Source organism: Winogradskyella sp. (genome assembly GCF_016744625.1).
Classification (GTDB): domain Bacteria; phylum Bacteroidota; class Bacteroidia; order Flavobacteriales; family Flavobacteriaceae; genus Winogradskyella.
The window spans coordinates 1-18,900 of the sequence record NZ_JADGDZ010000067.1 but is presented as its reverse complement, the minus strand read 5'-3'; the positions used below and the strand labels follow the sequence as shown (position 1 = coordinate 18,900).

Genomic DNA, 18,900 nt, shown 5'->3' with positions numbered 1-18,900 from the left:
GCGTCATCCCAATTTTTAGAAGATTGATAATATGCATCTATATGATTTAATCCAATTACGTTTTCAAATCCAACTTTAGCATGTATTTGTGCAATTACATTTAAAGCACAAAGCTCCATTGCTTTATAACCATCTTGAGTATTTAGTACATTACCTAATTTTCCTTGATAGAGATACACTTCATTTTTTATAGGAAACTGAATAGCAACATATGCAATATTTCCTCTTGTGTTTACAGAAACATAAGAACCTCTTGGAACTGATAATTCAGGAAGTTCTAATTTATGTTTCGTAAGATTATCTATTAGATTCATCTTTTTTAACTAGTTTCTAATAGATTTTTCAATTTTTTAAGCTCTTCTGCTAATACTAGTTTTTGCGCAGATAAAGCACCTTCAATTTGCTCTAAAGGAACAGGTGGTGCTAATAATACAAATGAATAAATTGCATGTGCTCCATTTTCAGAAACTCTTGAAAAAGCTTTTCCAATACTTCCGTCAGGCATTGTCATTATCCAATCAACAGTTCTAGAGGTTTCAGAGGTTATTGTTTCTAGTCCTATTTCAATTTTTCCCATTGGTGTTTCCATAACTGCACTATTTTCTTTGATATTAGAAAATGCATTGGTCCAAAGTGGTAAGTTTTCTGGTTTAGATATAAAATCGTAAATAAAGTTTGGTTTTAAATCGATGCCAATACTTTGTACATCAAAATTGTTTGTATTAGTTTCTGTTTTCATTTTTTGTATTATTAAATTTAATTTGTTGTTATGTCAATTGATTCTATTTCAATTGCCATTCATAAACACTTAATATGCTGTTCCATATTCTGCAGCGATTTAAACTAATTCTAGTACTTTATTTTGAGAAATAAATTTAGTTACTGTCTTAACCAACTCCTGAGGCTTATCCATATGCACATAATGTCCAGCTTTGTCGATTATTTCTAATTGGGCATTGGGCAATTTTTCTACAATTTCGTAAGCTAATTTTATGTTGATGAATCTATCGTATTTTCCCCAGACCACTAAAACAGGTGTCTCTAATAAATGTGCTTTTTTTTCAAAATAGTCCTGACCCTTATGAAAATTTTGGAAATAAGATGAGAATGCGTTTTGAGTTGTTTTATTTTTACCATCGGATAAAAATTCTTTTAGTACATCAGCAGGTATGGAATGCTTTTTATAAAAGCCTTTATGGTATCCTATTTTGGCTGAAATTCTTGGAAACCATTTTATCATAAATTTTGCTCGAAGGGATTTTTTTTTTGTAAAACTATTGAGTTCCCATGAAGCATATTGTGGTCTTTTAAAAGGAATACCATCCATTACTACCAATTTTGAAACACGTTCGGGATATTCTAAACCAATAAAAAAGGCAGGTAACAATGCAATGTCTGTTGCTACAATAATCGCGTTCTTAATTTTTAGAACATCCATAAATTCAACGACAGCCAAAGCAAAGTTGATGGGGTTATAATCCTTATTATTTGTTAAAGAATCGCTTCCTCCAAATCCTGGCCAATCTAATGCTAAAACTCTGTTGTTTTTTGAAAGCTGTGGTGCAACGGCATACCATGCATTCAAATTTTCAGGAACTCCATGCAATAGTATAATAGGTGGTCTTTTTATGTCACCCAACTCGGCATAGCGTAAATTGATATCAAATTTATTTAAATAGATCTTTTTTGTATCAAGTAGATGGTTCTGTGTGTTCATAATAATTACTGTTTATTATTAGACATGAAGAATTTCCACATAACTTCATTAAACAATATATCATGTGTTGTTTTACCTAGAGGGAAGCCAATATTAAAATCATTTGCTCCTGGCCAAGTGTGACCTCCATTTACAATTTTAACTAATACAACATCTTTGTCTCCGCTATATGTTGTAATACTTACAGAAGTCTCATCTTCAATTGGATTTATATTTTTTGTAACCTTTTCTGAATTACTATCATTATGAGTTCTCCAATAGATAATAGTTTCATCTACAGAAAGATATTTTGTTTCTTTTCCTTTATATTTTACATGTTCATCAACATCACCATGTGCTAATAAAAGGGCAACTTTTGTTTTAGAAGTATGTCTTTCCTTCACTTGAATAGGTAATGGTGCGCCAACAGCCGCAATGGCAGCAAATACGTCAGGCATTTCAGTAGCTAGGCGATGGGTGAAAAATCCCCCACGTGAGAGTCCTGTTGCAAAAATAGCACTAGGATCTATCTTATAATGTTTCTGTATTTTTTTTATTAGTTGACCAATAAATTCAACATCTTTAGGTCCTTTGTCATAGTCCATTCCAAAACCAACATTCCAGTCATTATCTTTTCCCTGAGGGTAAACCAATATGAAATTATTAGTATCTGCTGTTGTATTCATTTCAGAATAAAACATGTGTTCTAAAGCAGTCATGCCAGAACCATGAAAGTTTAATACTAAAGCTACTGGCTTTTCTTTATTGATGGTTTTAGGTACATACATTGTAAATTGACGCATATCTCCATCAATTTTAATTCCTTGGGTTTGTCCATAACTAAATATACTAAAGCATATAAAAATTATGCAATTAAATAATGTTTTCATTTTGTATGTATTTAAAGTTTTATTTGTTATTCTAATTCTAGAATTTAACACGCCAGCTGATTGGCAAAAATGCCAATTATACCTTTACATTTTTAATATCATATTGAATTAAAAAGATTAAAGGGATTGCGTAAGCTAAATGACGAACTAATGTTATAATAGGCATCATTGGATCCATATCTATTCCTGCAATTCCTGCGCCTAATAATGGTAACATAAACAACCATACTAGTGCTATCGTTTCTCCAATAACAAATGTGATTGCTCTTGCCCATTTTGGTCCCCAAAGTGATGGTGCTATACCTGCAAATAGAATTGATAATAAAATACCATTGCTATAATGACCTATAACTCCATACGCTAAACCTAATCCTGTTTTTGCTCCCAATATTCCTGGGATATCCCACCATTTTCCTGTAAATAATAATCCGACGAGATCAAAAAGTATCGTTCCTATAATTCCTGCAATGATTGCATTTTTCCAATTTATTGTTTTCATTTTTTCTTGTTTTATATGTGATTTTTTTTAGTGTGATTACCAGCTTGAGTATTGCTATTAATCTTAATTGTTTGTCACTCAAACCGGCATAAAAACAACTAATCACACTATTTATTTAATATTGTTTTTCTTTAAGAATTTAAAAATATAGTTGGCGATTTCATCTCCTTTTTCTTCAAGAGCAAAATGTCCTGTGTCCAATAAGTGAAATTCTAGATTCTTTAAATCTTTTTTGTAAGGGTATGCACCATCAGCCGGAAAGATGTAATCATTCTTTCCCCAAACAATTAATGTTGGTGGTTGGTAATCTCTAAAGTACTGTTGCCATTCTGGGTATAAAGGCACGTTAGTTCTGTAGCTATAGAACATAGCTAATTGAATCTCATTATTTTCCTTTCTTGTTAAGTGTTGTAGATCTATGTTCCAATTGTCTGGGCTAATTTTTAAAGTGTCTTGTACACCATGAGTATATTGCCATTTTAGTCCTGCTGGTGAATGAAATCCTTCTAATGCCTTACCATTTTCTACGGTATAGTCATTCCAGTATTTTTTAATCGGTATCCAGAAATCTTTTAAACCTTCATCATACGCATTACCATTTTGTATGATAAGTGACTCAACTCTTTCAGGGTATTTAGATGCAATTCTAAATCCTATTGGAGCACCATAATCCATTAAATAAATACTATACTTTTTCACTTTTAATTTTTCAAGAAAGTCATCTACGATGTTAGCCATATTGTCGAATGTATAGTCAAAATCCTTCATTTTTGGTTGATCACTTCTACCAAAACCAGGATAATCAGGAGCTAACACATGATACCGAACAGACAAGTCTGTTATTAAATTACGAAACATATGTGATGATGTTGGATAACCATGTAATAAGAGAATTGTTGGTTTATTTACATCCCCTGCTTCTCGATAAAAAATGTTTAAATCATTAATCTTAACCGTCTTGTGAAGTGTTGGATATTCTTTCACTGTTTTCGTTGTTGATGTAATTTTGTTAGGTGTTTCAAAAGAGAATAATCCTAGAGATAATACAGCTATTGCTGCAATACCAAGTACTGATTTTAAAAATTGAGTTTTCATAATATTTTGTTTTAAATTATTTAATTGTTTGGATAAGACAATCTTATCTATGTCTTCTTTTACTATTCCAAAAGGAACTTTTTGAATTGTTTGTTGTTTTCATTTTTGTTGGTTTTTAAGGTTATTTAAATTTTCTTTTATTTTCGTCAATATTGATATCATTAGCGCTCATGTCTCTTATTTTCATTAATCCTTCTGAGTCAAATTCCCAATGTTCGTTACCATGAGTCCGTTTCCATTGCTCAGTTTCTGAGTCTTGCCATTCGTATTCAAATCGAACAGAGATTCTATTCTCAGTAAATGACCATAAGTGTTTTTTTAGTTTGTAATGCAGTTCTTTATTCCATTTGTTAGATAGAAATTCAGCTATTGCTTTTCTACCTGTAAAGAATTGATCTCTATTTCTCCATTGTGAATCTAAAGCGTAGGCCATAGATACTTTTTCTGGATTTTTACTATTCCAAGCATCTTCTGCTAACTGGACTTTTACTTTTGCTGTTTCCTTTGTGAAAGGAGGTATTAATTTTTGTGTCATTTTATTTATTTTTATACAGACAGGTCTGTTTTTGTTTGTTTAAAAAATTATTATTACCTATTATGATAATAACTTAATTGCAGCATTCTTTGCAGCTATAATTGGCCAGTCACTCTTTTGTATTTGGGAAAGAATGATTGCTCCCTCTATTAGCACTAATAACTCATTGCCTAATTCTTCTTGATTGTTTTTATCTTCTAATAAGCTATGTATCAATTTTTTCACGTCATTTTTATGCAAAACAACCTGGTCTTTAATTTTTTGTTGCTCTTTAGGAAGATCACAAATGATGTTCTGAAAACCACAACCTCTATAATTTACTCCACTTAGCCAAGTTTGTAAAAAATCAAAACTCTTTATGAGTTTCTCATTATTGTTTTTTTCATTTGAAACAAATTCGGTTAAACTTCCCATCCAATTAATATGGCGTTGTTTTAAATAGGCTACAGCTATATCTTCTTTTGACCTAAAATGTTGGTACATACTCGCTTTAGCAACAGAAGCTTCTGCAATGATTTGGTTAATACCTGTTTGATTGTATCCATTGTTATAAAACAAGTCTGATGCCGTTTCTACTATCCGTTCTTTAACACTTTGTTTTTTCATGGTACAAACATATAATATATTTTATTAAAAACAGACAGGTCTGTATGAAGTTAACATTTATTTAACAAAATGTAATTATTTAATAGCGTTATTTTTTAGATTGCTATTCAAATTTTATACGTCTAGACAGTACTTATTAAACTTTAATAAAAATTTTCTTTTTATAAAGGATATATCCTAATCCTAAATAGAACAGTACAACAACTAAAGCATATAAGAAAGAGGATAGACTTTCTGCAAGAAAAGATTGCACAAATAATGTGTCATACAAGTACAAATGCACATTACTTTCATTCCCAATTTTTATAAGATACATTGATTTAGAAATAAAACTAGACAAGAAATAAAGGGTAATAGCATTCATCCCTACATATTTAAAAATGGAACCAAATTTAATTTGTTTAACGTCTTTAAAATAATAAATAATACCAAGTATCAACGTAGCCCAACCATCCGTAATAAGCACAAAACTACTGCTCCAAATAGCCTTATTAATAGGAAACCAGATACTCATAACATAACCAGAAATAAGAAAACCAATTGCGGCAATAAATATATATTTAATGTGAGTAAGCCTATCTAAAAGTTTTCCAATTAAGATTCCTGAAATACAAGATGCAATTGAAGGCAACGTACTTATTAAACCTTCTGGATCATAATCCGCTTGCCACATATGTTTTCCGAGTATCTTTAAATCTATAGAATTGGCCCAGTTATTTGATGCCCTATCAAAAGTTGGCAATTGTCCATCTTGAAATGGAATAAAACCGAGCCACAACCAATAACCAAATAGCATTAATATCATAATTCCCAATAAAACGTTCCAATTAAAATTAAGATATAATACAGACGAAAATAAAAACACAAGTCCTATTCGTTGAAGAACACCAGGAATTCTTAGTGTTTCAAAGTCATTGAAGAACGGAAAGTAGGGTGAAAATAAATTCAGAAATAACCCTAAACCTATAAGTTTTAGGGTTCTAATTATAATTTTTTTATAGGTAGATTTTGTATTGGTTTTATTTTTATAGGCAAAGTAAATTGAGATACCAACGATGAATAAAAAGAAAGGAAATATTAAATCTGTAGGTGTCAGCCCATGCCATTCAGCATGACGTAAAGGAGCATAAACATGACTCCATGTGCCTGGTGTATTTACCAATATCATTGCTACAATGGTAAAACCCCTTAAAACATCTACAGATTCTATTCTGGCACACATATAGAAAACCTACTTAGTTCTTTTTCAATCCAACCTTATGTCCTGAAAAAGCATAATATAGAATGATTATATAACAAGGCAGTAAAATCCAATATCCATAAGACGCAGCTTCAGCCATAGCAGGAACTTCTTCTATACCACTTGCAAGAAGTTGCTCTTTTTTATTATCTACTAAAGCTCCATAAAGTGGAGGAAGAATTGCTCCTCCAGAAATTGCCATAATTAATAATGCAGATGCAGTTTTTGTAAATTTCCCCAATCCTGTTAATGCCAAAGGCCAAATTGCTGGCCAAACTAAAGCATTAGCAATACCTAATGCTGCTACAAAAAGGACTGAAGTAAAACCACTAGTAAACACAATACAAAATGAAAGTATTATACCTAAAACCGCACTTGCTTTTAGAGCAAAAGCTTGACTTACATATTTTGGAATTAAAAACACACCTAAAGCATAAGTGGCAACCATTGCCATTAAAGTAAATAAGGTGAAAAATTTAGCTCTATCAACAGGAATATCTAAAGCAATACCATAAGATATGATTGTATCTCCCGCAATGACCTCAACACCTACGTATAGAAATAATGCTAAGACGCCTAACCACAAATGAGGGAATTGAAAAATACTTGTTTTAGATTTTTCACCGTCTTTTGAAGCTACTATTGGTTCTGCTTCTACATGTGGTAAGGGTGCTTTTCTTATTAAAACACCCAATATAAATAAAACAATAGCCATAATAATGTAAGGGGTTACCACACTATCTGCCATGGTGTTTAATATATTTGCTTTCTCGGTTGCATCAACAGTACTTAGCTTATCCTTCATTCCGTCGATACCAGACAATAAAATTGCACCAAAAATAACAGAGCCAAGACCACCAGCTACTTTATTTGCAATTCCCATTATAGCTATACGTTTGGCAGCACTTTCTATAGGCCCTAATATAGTTATGTATGGGTTAGATGCGGTTTGCAATAATGTCATTCCAGCTCCTTGAATAAAAATACCAGCTAAAAACACCCAATATGTTCTTGCGCCTGCTGCAGGAATAAATATTAGTGCGCCTAATGCCATAATAATTAAGCCCAAAGACATCCCTTTTCTAAACCCTATTTTATTTATAATATAAGATGCTGGCAACGCCATAACAACAAATGAAATATAAGATGCGGATGCTACTAAATAAGATTGTGCATCTGTTAATTCGTTAATGGTTTTCATAAATGGTATTAAAGCACCATTAATCCATGTGACAAACCCAAAGACAAAGAACAAACCCGCAATAATTGCTATTGGAATTATTGCGTTGTTTTTTGGTTTTGTATTAATTTCTTTCATTTTTGGTTGAATTTATTCGTTAGTTATCATTAGTATTAAAAATACGCTCCTTTGTTTTTTTAAGATAGTTTCTGCCAATTGGAATTTTTTTATTCGAAATTTCAATTGTATTACCTTCTAAAGCAATAATTTTATTAATAGAGATTGTATAAGAACGATGTATTCTTATAAAGCTAGATTGAGGTAATTCTTCTGTAATAGCCGTTAATGATTTATGCACAACGTAGTCTCCAATTGTTGTAATCACTTTTATGTAATCCTTTAAACTCTCTATAAAAAGAATATCATTCAGATTTATTTTAATCAGCTTCTTATTTACTTTTAAAAAAATATGTGGTTCTTGCTGTAAATTAGCATCTCCACCTGCATTATTCATATAGACTTGCTGATAAACCTTATTCATGGTTTTTAAAAATCTATTAAAGGGAATTGGCTTTACCAAATAGTCTAATACACTTAATTCAAAACTTTTTACCGCATATTCTCTATAGGCTGTAGTAATAACAATTATTGGTCTGCTACTTAGGTTTTCAATAAAAGAAAAACCAGTCATTTGAGGCATATTGATATCTAGAAAGATGACATCAATTTTCTCTTGTTCTAAAAGAGGGTATGCCTTCAAAGGATTATCAAAGGAAGCGACGATTTCAACATGATCGAAATTCTTTAAATGATTCTCTATCACTTCTATTGCGAGGTGTTCGTCATCAATTATGATACATTTAATTTTCATTAAATAGGGATTTTTAAAAATAAACTGTAGGTATCACCGATCACTTTTGACTCCATTTTAAAATCATTTGAAAACAAAAGCTTTAGTCTTCTTTTTGCATTGGTGTTTCCAATGCCATTACTTTTAGCTAAATTAGGGTTAAAATTATTAGTTAGAGTAAACTCTAAATAGTTTCTATCTACGACCTCAAAATTCATTACTATTTTAATTTTATCATTTTCCTTTAGGCCATGTTTAAAGCAGTTCTCTACAAAAGATAGAAGTAATAATGGAGGAACTTGCACATCTTCAATATCTCCTGTGATATCTAATTGAGATTCTATTCTATCCTCAAACCTCAGGCATTCTATATCTATAAAGTTGTTTATGTGTGATATTTCTTTTAACAAACTAGCCTTAGAACTATCTACTTCATACAATATATATTGCATCATATCAGACAATTTGATTACTAATTGAGGAGCATTACCGGATTTACTTAATGTTAATGCATATAGGTTGTTTAGTGTATTAAAAAAGAAATGAGGCTGGATTTGAGTTCGTAAATACTTTAATTCTGTACTCATTTGGAGTTTTGCTAAATCTTCATTTCTTCTTTTCTCTACAGACCAATCTATGACCAATTTAATTGCAGACACAAAACCAATAACATACAACTCCCCTAAAACTACGGCAATAATGTGATTTAACTCTAAAAACCTCCCTGGGCTTTCAGCCTCAGGCCAAATCTCTTTAGTAACTAAAAGGTAGTTTAATCCTGTCCTAATTAAATAGACTAAAACCAACATACCCATTAAAGAACCTATATAAGACCAGTACTTTCGTTTTAATATAAATTTTGGAATTAAGTAATAAACATTTATGTAGACAAAAATGATATGTATAGGGAACTCTATTAGATTAGATTTAAAGGAATACCAATAGTCTTCAAAGTAACTTCCCCATCTAATAACATTAAAAACAAAGTATCCCAACCAAAATAGAATGTGGTATTTAAGAGGAATAGTGTTTTTTATTTTCTTATTTAAAAATGAAATAATAAAGGATTTAGTTAGTAAAACGCTAATAATATTTAGCAATTTTAACAATATAATAAACAATTAACAATAAAACAGCAAATTGTTTATTAGACAAAAACCACTAATGCGTGACTGTTTGTTGTCTGTGGTTAAAATGATGTCGTTCATATATTTTTTTTCCAAATAAAATTATGTTTAGATACTTTGGCCTCAAATAAACTGACTAAATAACCCAATTATGAAACAAAATTTAAGAGTATTATTCTTATTTTCTTTATTTCTATGCGTTACGCAATTAACTTATGCGCAAGAGAAAGAGATAAAGGGAACAGTAACCTCTAAAACCGATGGCTTTCCAATTCCTGGAGCAAGTGTATTGGTAAAAGGAACTACAAATGGTACCCAAACAGACTTTGATGGTAATTATTCATTAACAGCTTCAGTTGGTGATATAATATCGTTCTCTTATATAGGAATGACAACTGTTGAAATTACTATTGGAGATTCTAGTACAATTAATGTGCAATTAGAAGAAGATGCTACAGCGTTAAGTGAGGTAGTAGTAACCGCTCTTGGTATTAAGAAAAGCCGAAAGTCTTTAACCTACTCAGCTCAAGATATTGATGCTGATGAGTTAAGTAAAGCAAAACAAACTAATCCAGTTAGTAGTTTGTCTGGAAAGGTTGCTGGTTTATCTATTAACCGTAGTGCATCTGGTGCTGGTGGATCTGTGAAGGTAACTTTAAGAGGGAACTCATCTATCGGTAATAACCAACCTTTATATGTTGTAGATGGTGTGCCTTTATCAAACCCATCTTCTAGTCAGCCAGGAGATACTTTTGGTGATATTAATGGTGGTAATAGAGATGGTGGTGACGCTTTATCTTTAATAAACCCTGATGATATTGAATCATTAACTGTATTAAAAGGAGCTTCTGCTTCTGCTTTATATGGTAGTGCAGGTTTAAATGGTGTAATTTTAATTACTACTAAAAAAGGACGTTCAGGACAATTTAAGGTTGATGTATCTTCAAACTTAACTGTAGATAGTGCTGCTTATGCCATGGACTTTAATGATGAAACACAAAATAATATTGATGACTTTTTAGGTAGTGGTGTTACAAACATTAACTCGTTATCTATATCTGGTGGAACTGAAAATGCACAAACGTATTTTTCTTATAGTAATACTTTTGCTAGTGGTGTATTACCAACAAATAGTTTAAAACAGCATACTATTAATATAAGAGAAACTGCACAACTATTTGATAATAAATTGAGATTGAATGCAAGTGTTATGTCATCTACTCAAAGCATAAAAAACAGACCAATTTCTGGTTTATATTTTAACCCACTAGTTGGAGCTTATGCTTTTGCGTCCGACACTGAACAATTATCTGACTATTCTAATTTTGAGGTCTTAGATCCTGCAAGAAATATTATGGCTCAAAGATGGTTTAGAGGTACAAGTGATGTTGAACAAAATCCATATTGGATTATTAATCGAAATGCTTCAGAGGATAGTAACAAAAAATTAGTAACATCTTTAAGTTTAGATTTTAAAGTTAATGATTGGTTATCTCTTCAAACTAGAGGGACTTATGATAAATCATTATTAAATTTTGAAAGAAAGATATACGCTACTACTGAAGCCACACTTGCGCCATCAAATGGTCGTTATATAGTTTTTGAGAATGATTATACACAGTATTATGGAGACCTTATTGCAACTATTAATACACAAATTAATGAAGGTATTACGGTTAATGCTATTGTTGGTGCAAGTACAACTCGTACCACTACAGAATCTCTTACTGGTGATTCTGGTACTAATGGCGATTTACAATTCGCAAATGTGTTTTCATTTCAAAACTTTAACGGTGGGGCAACTACAAATATTAGACAGAACTCATTAGAGACTCGTGTAAATTCTATATTTGCAAGTACAACATTTGGATTTAACGATAAAATATTTGTTGATTTAACGGCAAGAAACGACTGGTCTTCTACATTACCACCAGAAAACAATTCATTCTTTTACCCATCAGTTGGTGTAACAGGTATTATAAGTGAATTATTTGAATTACCAGAAAGTATATCCTTTGCTAAATTAAGAGCATCTTATGCTGAAGTAGGAAGTGGTTTTGGTGCAGATCAAATTAACCCAAATAGACAAATACAGTTTGATGGTTCACCATTAGTTACTCAAGTTGCACCATTTCCCGGTTCAACACCAAAACCAGAAAGACAAAAATCATTTGAAATTGGGACAGAATGGAAGTTCAGTGACAATAGATATGGTATTGATATAGGTTATTATAATACTAAAACAGTAGATCAATACTATGAATTTGCTACATCAGTTGCAGTAATTGGTGCACCTTCTGCGAGATTAAATTCCGGTGAAATTTCAAATACAGGTATTGAAGCATCTATTTATGCTATCCCTATTCGAAATGATGATTTTGCATGGACGTCAAGAGTCAACTTTGCATCTAACAAAAATAAAATCGAGAAAATTTATAATGGTGAAGTATTAGAAGGTTTAATTGAGCCAGAATTCTTTACGCTTTCTGGTAAAGGTGTAAACACTTTTGGATCGTATCTTGTTGAAGGAGGTTCATTTGGTGATATTTATGCACAAGTCGTTAGAAGAGATGCAAATGGTCTACCTATTATTGATGTAGATAATACAGACCCTAACAATCCAGTTTACACAATACAACAAAATGACGATAATACTGTAGATGGATTAACTAAAGTTGGTAATGCAAATCCAGATTTCACACTAGGTTGGAACAATTCATTTACATATAAAAACTTTACGGTAGATTTCTTAATCGATGGAAAATTCGGAGGTGAAACGATGAGTATGACTGAAGCTATTGTTGAAGGAACAAGTAATAACTCGGCTAGAGAAACATCTAACGGTAACGTTAATGTTGTTGACCAAAATGGTACGCCATTTACATTAACTGCACAACAATATTATAGTTCTGCTGGAGGTAGAAATGGCTTTACAGGAGAGTATATTTATAGTGCTACTAACGTTAGGTTGGCAGAATTTGTTTTAGGATATAATTTTAATCTTGGGGAGAATTCATTCTTCAATAGAATTAAAGCCTCTTTAGTTGGAAACAACTTGTTTTTCTTCTATAAAGACGCACCACACGATCCTAACGTATCTTTAAGTACAGGTAATTCTCTACAAGGAGTGGATGTTTTAGGGCTTCCTTCATCTAGAAGTATTGGACTCAACGTTAATTTAACATTCTAAAAAAATTAAAGAAATGAAAAATATAAGTAAAATAGTAGCATGCTTTCTTGCATTGGGCTTAGCGACTACATCATGTAGCGATATAGAACAATTCAATGAGAACGATAGAAATATTACACAAGAGCAGTTGGAGGTAGATTTTCAGCATGTAGGGTCTTTATACCAACCTATATTCGAAAGTATCTATCAGTATTCACCAGCTTGGTCATACCAGTTACAGCAGAATTTAAATGCTGATGTATATTCTGGTTACCTTACTAACCCAAGACCGTTTGTCTCAGGAGCAAATAATACAACTTACAGTTTAGTAAGTGGTTGGAATAATTTTATTTGGTCAGTCCCTTACGATTTCGTATTGGATAATGCAAAGCAAATACGTGACTTAACTGAAACAGATTTTCCAACATTAAATGCAGTGGCTTTAATATTAAAAGTAGAGGGAATGCATCGTGTAGCAGATGTTTTTGGACCTATTGTTTATACTAGTTTTGGAGATTTAGCTAATGCAGGTGTTTATGATTCACAAGAAGAGGCATACAATGCGTTTTTTGCAGATTTAGATGTTGCAGTTGCAACCCTTATGGCTGATATAGATAATGGAAGATTTACAGAGTTTGATTTATCTTATGGTGGTAACTATACTAATTGGGTGAAATTAGCCAATTCATTACGATTACGATTAGCGATTAGAATTTCAAAAGTAAATCCTACAAAAGCAAAGACTGAAGGCGAAAAGGCACTATCTCAATCTTTAGGATTAATGGAAACAAATGCAGATGGCTTTTTTGTAAATAGTTCTTTAGATCACCCATTGTCAGTTATTGATAATTCTTGGGGAGATATTAGGATGAACGCTTCTATGGAATCTATTTTAATAGGTTATGATGATTCTAGAGCTGATGCTTTTTTCCAAGAAGTAAATCCAAATGATCCAGACCCTACACCTATTGTTCCTGGAGAACTTAGAGGTGTTAGAGGAGGATTACCACTTTTACCTGGTTATGCAGGTGAGTTAGATCAAAAAGCTGATTATATTAATTTTGCTGTAATTAATGATGATATACATACGTCTAGAGTACAATTAATGGCAACTGCTGAAGTTTATTTTTTAAAAGCTGAAGCAGCTTTAAGAGGATGGACAGGAGCAGGAAATGCACAAGCTAATTACGAATTGGGAATTTCAACTTCATTCGAGCAGCATGGTGCAGCCGGAGCTGGAGCTTATATGGCTGATAACACTTCTACACCTGCAGATTATGTAGATCCTGTAAATGCTTCAAATAGCGTTGCTGCTTTAAGTAATATTACTGTTGCATGGAATGCTGGTGGAACTAATGAAGAAAATCTTGAGCGAATTATTACACAAAAATGGATTGCAATGTTTCCAGAAGGACAAGAAGCATGGAGTGAATTTAGACGTACAGGATATCCAAAAATATTTCCTGTAGTAAGCAACCAAAGTGGTGGTGTTGTAGATACAGATATTCAAATAAGAAGAATACCATTTGTAGATAGTGAGCTATCAACAAATCCAAACGGTGTTGCTGGTGCTGTAACCCAATTAGGTGGAGCAGATAACGCTGGTACAAGATTATGGTGGGACACAGGTGGACCAAATTTTTAATAAATTAAATATTGATTTTTTACATATTTTTTTGAGCTAGTTAATTAAATCGGCGGGAAAATTATTTTCCCGCTTATTTATCAGAAATTAAGAGAAAAGTTATTCCATAATGAAAGTAAAAAATAGAGATTATAATAGTATAGCTTTTAATAAAGCAGGTAAATTTGAAGACACACGTTTTGAGAAAATTCATAATGTTATTTTTAATTCTTCATTAGAAGCTTCAGTATTAGTTGCTCAAGAGATTGCTGCTTTAATTCGTGAAAAAGAAGCTTTAAGTAAACCCTGTGTTTTAGGTTTAGCTACTGGTTCTTCGCCAATAAAGGTATATGAAGAACTCGTTAGAATGCATAATGAAGATGGGCTAAGCTTTGCAAACGTTATCACTTTTAATCTAGATGAATATTATCCAATGGAAAAAAGTAACATACAAAGTTACTTTTATTTTATGCATGAGCATTTATTTAATCATGTAGATATATTGCCCGAAAACATTAATATTCCTAACGGAACAATTAGCTCAGATAACATACATCAATACTGCATTGATTACGAGATGAGAATTAAGGCAGTCGGAGGATTAGATTTTCAACTACTCGGAATAGGTAGAACGGGACATATTGGTTTCAATGAACCTGGATCGCATTACAATTCTGGTACTCGAAGTATAATATTAGATCATATTACTCGTGAAGATGCTTCTCCTTCTTTTTTAGGAATAGACAATGTGCCAAGAAAAGCAATTACAATGGGAATTGGTACTGTACTAGGTGCTAAGCGTATAGTACTTTTAGGTTGGGGAGCAAATAAGGCCGAAATTTTAAAACAGACTATTGAGGGAGACATAGTCTCAGAAGTTCCTGCAACATATTTACAGAATCACAATAACACAAGCTTTGTTTTAGATGATGGTGCAGCTTCCGAGTTAACTCGCATTAAAACACCATGGTTAGTTACTGCATGTGTTTGGGATGAGTCTTTAAAACTAAAAGCTGTTGTTTGGCTTTCAGAACTTTTAGATAAATCTATTTTAAAATTAACTGATAAAGAGTACAATAATTATGGTATGTCTGGCCTTCTCACTGAAGAAGGCACTGCTTATGACCTAAACATAAAAATGTTTAATAAGCTTCAACATACTATTACTGGTTGGCCAGGTGGAAAACCTAATGCAGATGATTCTAATAGGCCAGAACGCGCAAATCCTGCAAAAAAGAGAGTTATAATCTTTAGTCCGCATCCTGATGATGATGTTATATCAATGGGAGGAACATTTGATAGACTCGTAGAACAAGGACATGAAGTTCATATAGCTTATCAAACTTCTGGTAATATTGCCGTTTCAGATGAAGAAGCACTTAAATTTGCTGAAATATCTAAAGAAATTAATTCAGACTCTAAAGAGATTAATGATATAATAGATTTCATAAAAAACAAAAAAGGAAATGATGCTATAGATTCTCTAAACGTTAGAAAATTAAAAGGTTCTATCCGTAAGAGTGAATCGTTAGCAGCAACTAGATACTTAGGTCTTCCAGATGATAGAGTTCATTTCTTAAACTTACCATTTTATGAAACTGGAACTATAAAAAAAGGAAATCTTTCACAGGCCGATATTGGTATTATGCATAATTTTATTGATGATATAAAACCACATCAAATTTATGCAGCTGGAGATTTGGCTGATCCACATGGTACACATAAAGTGTGTTTAGATGCTTTATTTATGGCTCTAGATGATTTAAAAGTTAAATCTTATATGGATGATTGTTGGGTTTGGTTATATCGTGGTGCTTGGCATGAGTGGGAGTCGTATGAAATAGAAATGGCTGTGCCAATGAGTCCTGATCAAGTATTGAGAAAGAGACATGCTATTTTTTATCACCAATCTCAAAAAGATGGAGTGATGTTTCAAGGAGGTGACTCAAGAGAATTTTGGGTTAGAGTTGAAGATAGAAATAGATTGACGGCTAAAAAATATAATGATTTAGGACTTGCGGATTATGCAGCAATTGAAGCTTTTAAACGTTATCATTTCTAGAATTTTATGAGACAAATATATCTTGTAATAATTGTTTTAATTACATGTGTCTCATGTAATAATAAAGCTGATAACACTATTGAAGGGACTTGGAAAATGATTTATGCAGAAACTAAACAAGGGGATTCAATTCAAATAAAAGAGCTTTCAAATACTGATTTTATTAAAGTTATAAATGCTTCTCATTTTGCATTTATTAATCAAGATTATGGAAATTCTGAAAATTTCTATAGTGGCGGAGGAATTTATACATACCAAGACAATAAATATGTTGAAATCTTAAATTTCACTTCAGTAGAATTAATAAGAGGTCATAAATTTCCTTTTACTGCAATAATAAGAGGAGATACATTAACCCAAACGGGAATTGAAGAAGTGAAAGCTGCAGGCATGAAAAGAGAAATAATTGAAAAGTATATTAGAATTAAATAGAATTAACATTAATTATTGAAATGAAAAAAAGACTAATTCTATTAATAGTATTTTGTTGTTTTATTAACCAAAATACATGGTCTCAAGATAATGTATTAAGGGAATACAATCTTATGCCTTGGCCAAAAGAAATAAAAAGTAATTCTGCTAAGTTTTTAATTGATAGCAACGTTACGATCTCGATTAAGGGCGAAGAAATTCAACCTAGAGTTCGTAATGCTGCTATTAATTTTTTAAGACGATTAGCAAATAGAACAGGTGTATTTATAGATAATGGTTTTCCTTTAAAAGATAAAACTGCTTCAATTGAAATTAGTTTTAGTACTACTTCTAATCTATCAACAAATGATGATGAATCGTATGTATTAATTGTAAATGAAAACAAAATTACTCTAAATGCATTATCTGATGTAGGAGCTTTAAGAGGCTTAGAAACTTTATTACAATTGGTTAGTCATAATAAAGATATTTTTTTCTTTCAAGGTGCAACTATTAATGATGAACCACGTTTTGTCTGGAGAGGATTAATGATTGATGTTGCTAGGCACTTTCAGCCAATAGATGTAATAAAACGGAACTTAGATGCAATGGCTTCTGTTAAACTAAATGTGTTTCACTGGCATTTAACAGATGATCAAGGTTTTAGAATTGAATCTAACGTATATCCTAAGCTACAAGAATTAGCTTCTGATGGATTGTATTATACGCAAGCACAAATAAAAGATGTCGTTGCTTATGCATCTAACTTAGGTATTCGAGTTATTCCAGAAATAGATGTGCCTGGTCATGCATCTGCAATTTTAACGGCTTATCCAGAATATGGAAGCAAGGATGATTACGATTACTTCATTGAGCGTTATGCAGGTGTTTTCGATCCAACTCTTAATCCTGCAAAAGAGAGTACGTATGAATTTCTGGATAATCTATTTTCAGAAATTGCACCATTATTTCCTGATGAGTATTTTCATATTGGAGGAGATGAAAATGAGGGTAAACATTGGAATGAAAACAAAGAAATTCAAAAATTTAAAAGGCAGCACAAATTAAAAACCAATCATGATCTTCAAACGTATTTTAATATCAGACTTGAAAAGATATTAAATAAGCTTGGCAAAAAACTAATGGGTTGGGATGAGATTTTAACACCTTCGATACCAACTACGGCTGTGATTCATTCTTGGAGAGGAGAGCACGAAGGTCTAAAACAAAGCACCTTAATTGAGGCAGCTCAAAAAGGATATCAGGCAGTATTATCTGCAGGCTATTATATAGACAGAATGTTGTCCGTAGAACATCATTATTTAGTAGATCCTATTGGTGATGCAGTACTTACTAAAGATGAACGTAAAAGAATATTAGGAGCAGAAGCGACAATGTGGAGTGAGTTGGTTACACCATTAACAATAGATTCTAGGATCTGGCCAAGAACGGCTGCCATTGCTGAACGGTTTTGGTCGCCAAAAACTATAAATGATTTAAGTAGTATGCAAAAAAGGTTGAAAATTATAAACTATCAACTCGAAGAATTGGGTATTAATCATATTAGAAACAAAGCCGTTATCTTAAGAAAGATTAGTAAAAATGAAGCGATAAAATCTTTAGATGTGTTATCTAAGATTTGTGAACCATTGAAAATTTATTCAAGAAATAAAGGAGGTACAGAATATAAAACTTTTTCCCCTTTTACTTTGTTTGCAGATGCTTGTAGTGCAGATGCAGAAGATGCAATTGAATTTAGCAAGGCTGTTTCATTATATATTAGCGATGAGAGCAAAGAGAATTTATACGCGATAAATAATTTCTTAACACTTTGGATTGAGAACCATGAGGACTTTATTTCAATTAATAAAAATCCAAATATAGCACCTCTAGAGCCATTGTCTAGAAATTTATCT

Annotated in this window: 17 protein-coding genes; 5 read left to right on the top strand and 12 right to left on the bottom strand. The window is 32.0% G+C overall.

What is annotated here, in order from left to right; translation table 11 throughout:
* From QZZ53_RS12755 to QZZ53_RS12700, 12 genes are all read right to left on the bottom strand, one after another.
* Positions 1-314, bottom strand: a 314-nt coding sequence (locus tag QZZ53_RS12755) for a RidA family protein (protein WP_296385267.1), incomplete at its 3' end; no start/stop codon positions are given.
* Positions 315-319: 5 nt separating this feature from the next.
* Complete coding sequence (locus QZZ53_RS12750; RefSeq protein WP_296385265.1) at positions 320-739, bottom strand: hypothetical protein; 420 nt, start codon at positions 737-739, stop codon at positions 320-322.
* Between the two features lie 99 nt (positions 740-838).
* Positions 839-1,717, bottom strand: coding sequence for an alpha/beta hydrolase (locus QZZ53_RS12745; RefSeq protein ID WP_296385263.1), 879 nt, complete (start codon positions 1,715-1,717; stop codon positions 839-841).
* 5 nt (positions 1,718-1,722) lie between these two features.
* Positions 1,723-2,586, bottom strand: coding sequence for a PHB depolymerase family esterase (locus QZZ53_RS12740; protein WP_296385261.1), 864 nt, complete (start codon positions 2,584-2,586; stop codon positions 1,723-1,725).
* Between the two features lie 76 nt (positions 2,587-2,662).
* Positions 2,663-3,085 (bottom strand): hypothetical protein, encoded by a 423-nt coding sequence (locus QZZ53_RS12735; RefSeq protein WP_296385259.1) that lies wholly within the window; start codon positions 3,083-3,085, stop codon positions 2,663-2,665.
* Between the two features lie 111 nt (positions 3,086-3,196).
* Entirely contained in the window at positions 3,197-4,180 is a 984-nt protein-coding gene (locus QZZ53_RS12730) for an alpha/beta hydrolase (protein WP_296385257.1), read from the bottom strand.
* A 121-nt stretch (positions 4,181-4,301) separates the two neighbouring features.
* Positions 4,302-4,715 (bottom strand): nuclear transport factor 2 family protein, encoded by a 414-nt coding sequence (locus QZZ53_RS12725; RefSeq protein ID WP_296385255.1) that lies wholly within the window; start codon positions 4,713-4,715, stop codon positions 4,302-4,304.
* A gap of 60 nt (positions 4,716-4,775) precedes the next feature.
* Positions 4,776-5,321, bottom strand: coding sequence for a TetR/AcrR family transcriptional regulator (locus QZZ53_RS12720; protein ID WP_296385253.1), 546 nt, complete (start codon positions 5,319-5,321; stop codon positions 4,776-4,778).
* A 136-nt stretch (positions 5,322-5,457) separates the two neighbouring features.
* The gene (locus QZZ53_RS12715) at positions 5,458-6,543 is read right to left on the bottom strand and encodes a heparan-alpha-glucosaminide N-acetyltransferase domain-containing protein (protein WP_296385252.1); all 1,086 of its coding nucleotides are present in this window, start codon (positions 6,541-6,543) and stop codon (positions 5,458-5,460) included.
* A gap of 13 nt (positions 6,544-6,556) precedes the next feature.
* The gene (locus QZZ53_RS12710; RefSeq protein ID WP_296385250.1) at positions 6,557-7,879 is read right to left on the bottom strand and encodes a sugar MFS transporter; all 1,323 of its coding nucleotides are present in this window, start codon (positions 7,877-7,879) and stop codon (positions 6,557-6,559) included.
* A gap of 19 nt (positions 7,880-7,898) precedes the next feature.
* Positions 7,899-8,612 (bottom strand): LytTR family DNA-binding domain-containing protein, encoded by a 714-nt coding sequence (locus QZZ53_RS12705; RefSeq protein ID WP_296385248.1) that lies wholly within the window; start codon positions 8,610-8,612, stop codon positions 7,899-7,901.
* Positions 8,612-9,586, bottom strand: a complete 975-nt coding sequence (locus QZZ53_RS12700) for a histidine kinase (RefSeq protein WP_296385246.1) — start codon at positions 9,584-9,586, stop codon at positions 8,612-8,614. The genes QZZ53_RS12705 and QZZ53_RS12700 overlap by 1 nt, the downstream gene beginning before the upstream one ends.
* Positions 9,587-9,869: 283 nt before the next feature.
* Between QZZ53_RS12700 and QZZ53_RS12695 the strand changes: the two genes are divergently transcribed.
* The 5 genes from QZZ53_RS12695 to QZZ53_RS12675 form a co-directional block, all read left to right on the top strand.
* Positions 9,870-12,908, top strand: coding sequence for a TonB-dependent receptor (locus tag QZZ53_RS12695; RefSeq protein WP_296385245.1), 3,039 nt, complete (start codon positions 9,870-9,872; stop codon positions 12,906-12,908).
* Positions 12,909-12,921: 13 nt separating this feature from the next.
* Positions 12,922-14,532 carry a SusD/RagB family nutrient-binding outer membrane lipoprotein gene (locus QZZ53_RS12690; protein WP_296385242.1) on the top strand — a complete coding sequence of 537 codons (1,611 nt, stop codon included), beginning with the start codon at positions 12,922-12,924 and terminating at the stop codon, positions 14,530-14,532.
* A 109-nt stretch (positions 14,533-14,641) separates the two neighbouring features.
* A complete protein-coding gene (nagB, locus tag QZZ53_RS12685; protein WP_296385240.1) occupies positions 14,642-16,573 on the top strand; it encodes a glucosamine-6-phosphate deaminase in 1,932 nt (643 codons plus the stop codon).
* Positions 16,574-16,579: 6 nt separating this feature from the next.
* Positions 16,580-17,005, top strand: coding sequence for a hypothetical protein (locus QZZ53_RS12680; RefSeq protein ID WP_296385238.1), 426 nt, complete (start codon positions 16,580-16,582; stop codon positions 17,003-17,005).
* A gap of 20 nt (positions 17,006-17,025) precedes the next feature.
* Positions 17,026-18,900 (top strand): family 20 glycosylhydrolase (locus QZZ53_RS12675; RefSeq protein WP_296385236.1); only part of this gene is annotated, 1,875 nt, incomplete at its 3' end.

What these genes read in the sequence shown, in the direction of transcription:
- QZZ53_RS12750 (WP_296385265.1), bottom strand. Translation starts at nt 739, where the DNA reads ATGAAAACAGAAACTAATACAAACAATTTTGATGTACAAAGTATTGGC.
- QZZ53_RS12745 (WP_296385263.1), bottom strand. Translation starts at nt 1,717, where the DNA reads ATGAACACACAGAACCATCTACTTGATACAAAAAAGATCTATTTAAAT.
- QZZ53_RS12740 (WP_296385261.1), bottom strand. Translation starts at nt 2,586, where the DNA reads ATGAAAACATTATTTAATTGCATAATTTTTATATGCTTTAGTATATTT.
- QZZ53_RS12735 (WP_296385259.1), bottom strand. Translation starts at nt 3,085, where the DNA reads ATGAAAACAATAAATTGGAAAAATGCAATCATTGCAGGAATTATAGGA.
- QZZ53_RS12730 (WP_296385257.1), bottom strand. Translation starts at nt 4,180, where the DNA reads ATGAAAACTCAATTTTTAAAATCAGTACTTGGTATTGCAGCAATAGCT.
- QZZ53_RS12725 (WP_296385255.1), bottom strand. Translation starts at nt 4,715, where the DNA reads ATGACACAAAAATTAATACCTCCTTTCACAAAGGAAACAGCAAAAGTA.
- QZZ53_RS12720 (WP_296385253.1), bottom strand. Translation starts at nt 5,321, where the DNA reads ATGAAAAAACAAAGTGTTAAAGAACGGATAGTAGAAACGGCATCAGAC.
- QZZ53_RS12715 (WP_296385252.1), bottom strand. Translation starts at nt 6,543, where the DNA reads ATGTGTGCCAGAATAGAATCTGTAGATGTTTTAAGGGGTTTTACCATT.
- QZZ53_RS12710 (WP_296385250.1), bottom strand. Translation starts at nt 7,879, where the DNA reads ATGAAAGAAATTAATACAAAACCAAAAAACAACGCAATAATTCCAATA.
- QZZ53_RS12705 (WP_296385248.1), bottom strand. Translation starts at nt 8,612, where the DNA reads ATGAAAATTAAATGTATCATAATTGATGACGAACACCTCGCAATAGAA.
- QZZ53_RS12695 (WP_296385245.1), top strand. Translation starts at nt 9,870, where the DNA reads ATGAAACAAAATTTAAGAGTATTATTCTTATTTTCTTTATTTCTATGC.
- QZZ53_RS12690 (WP_296385242.1), top strand. Translation starts at nt 12,922, where the DNA reads ATGAAAAATATAAGTAAAATAGTAGCATGCTTTCTTGCATTGGGCTTA.
- nagB (WP_296385240.1), top strand. Translation starts at nt 14,642, where the DNA reads ATGAAAGTAAAAAATAGAGATTATAATAGTATAGCTTTTAATAAAGCA.
- QZZ53_RS12680 (WP_296385238.1), top strand. Translation starts at nt 16,580, where the DNA reads ATGAGACAAATATATCTTGTAATAATTGTTTTAATTACATGTGTCTCA.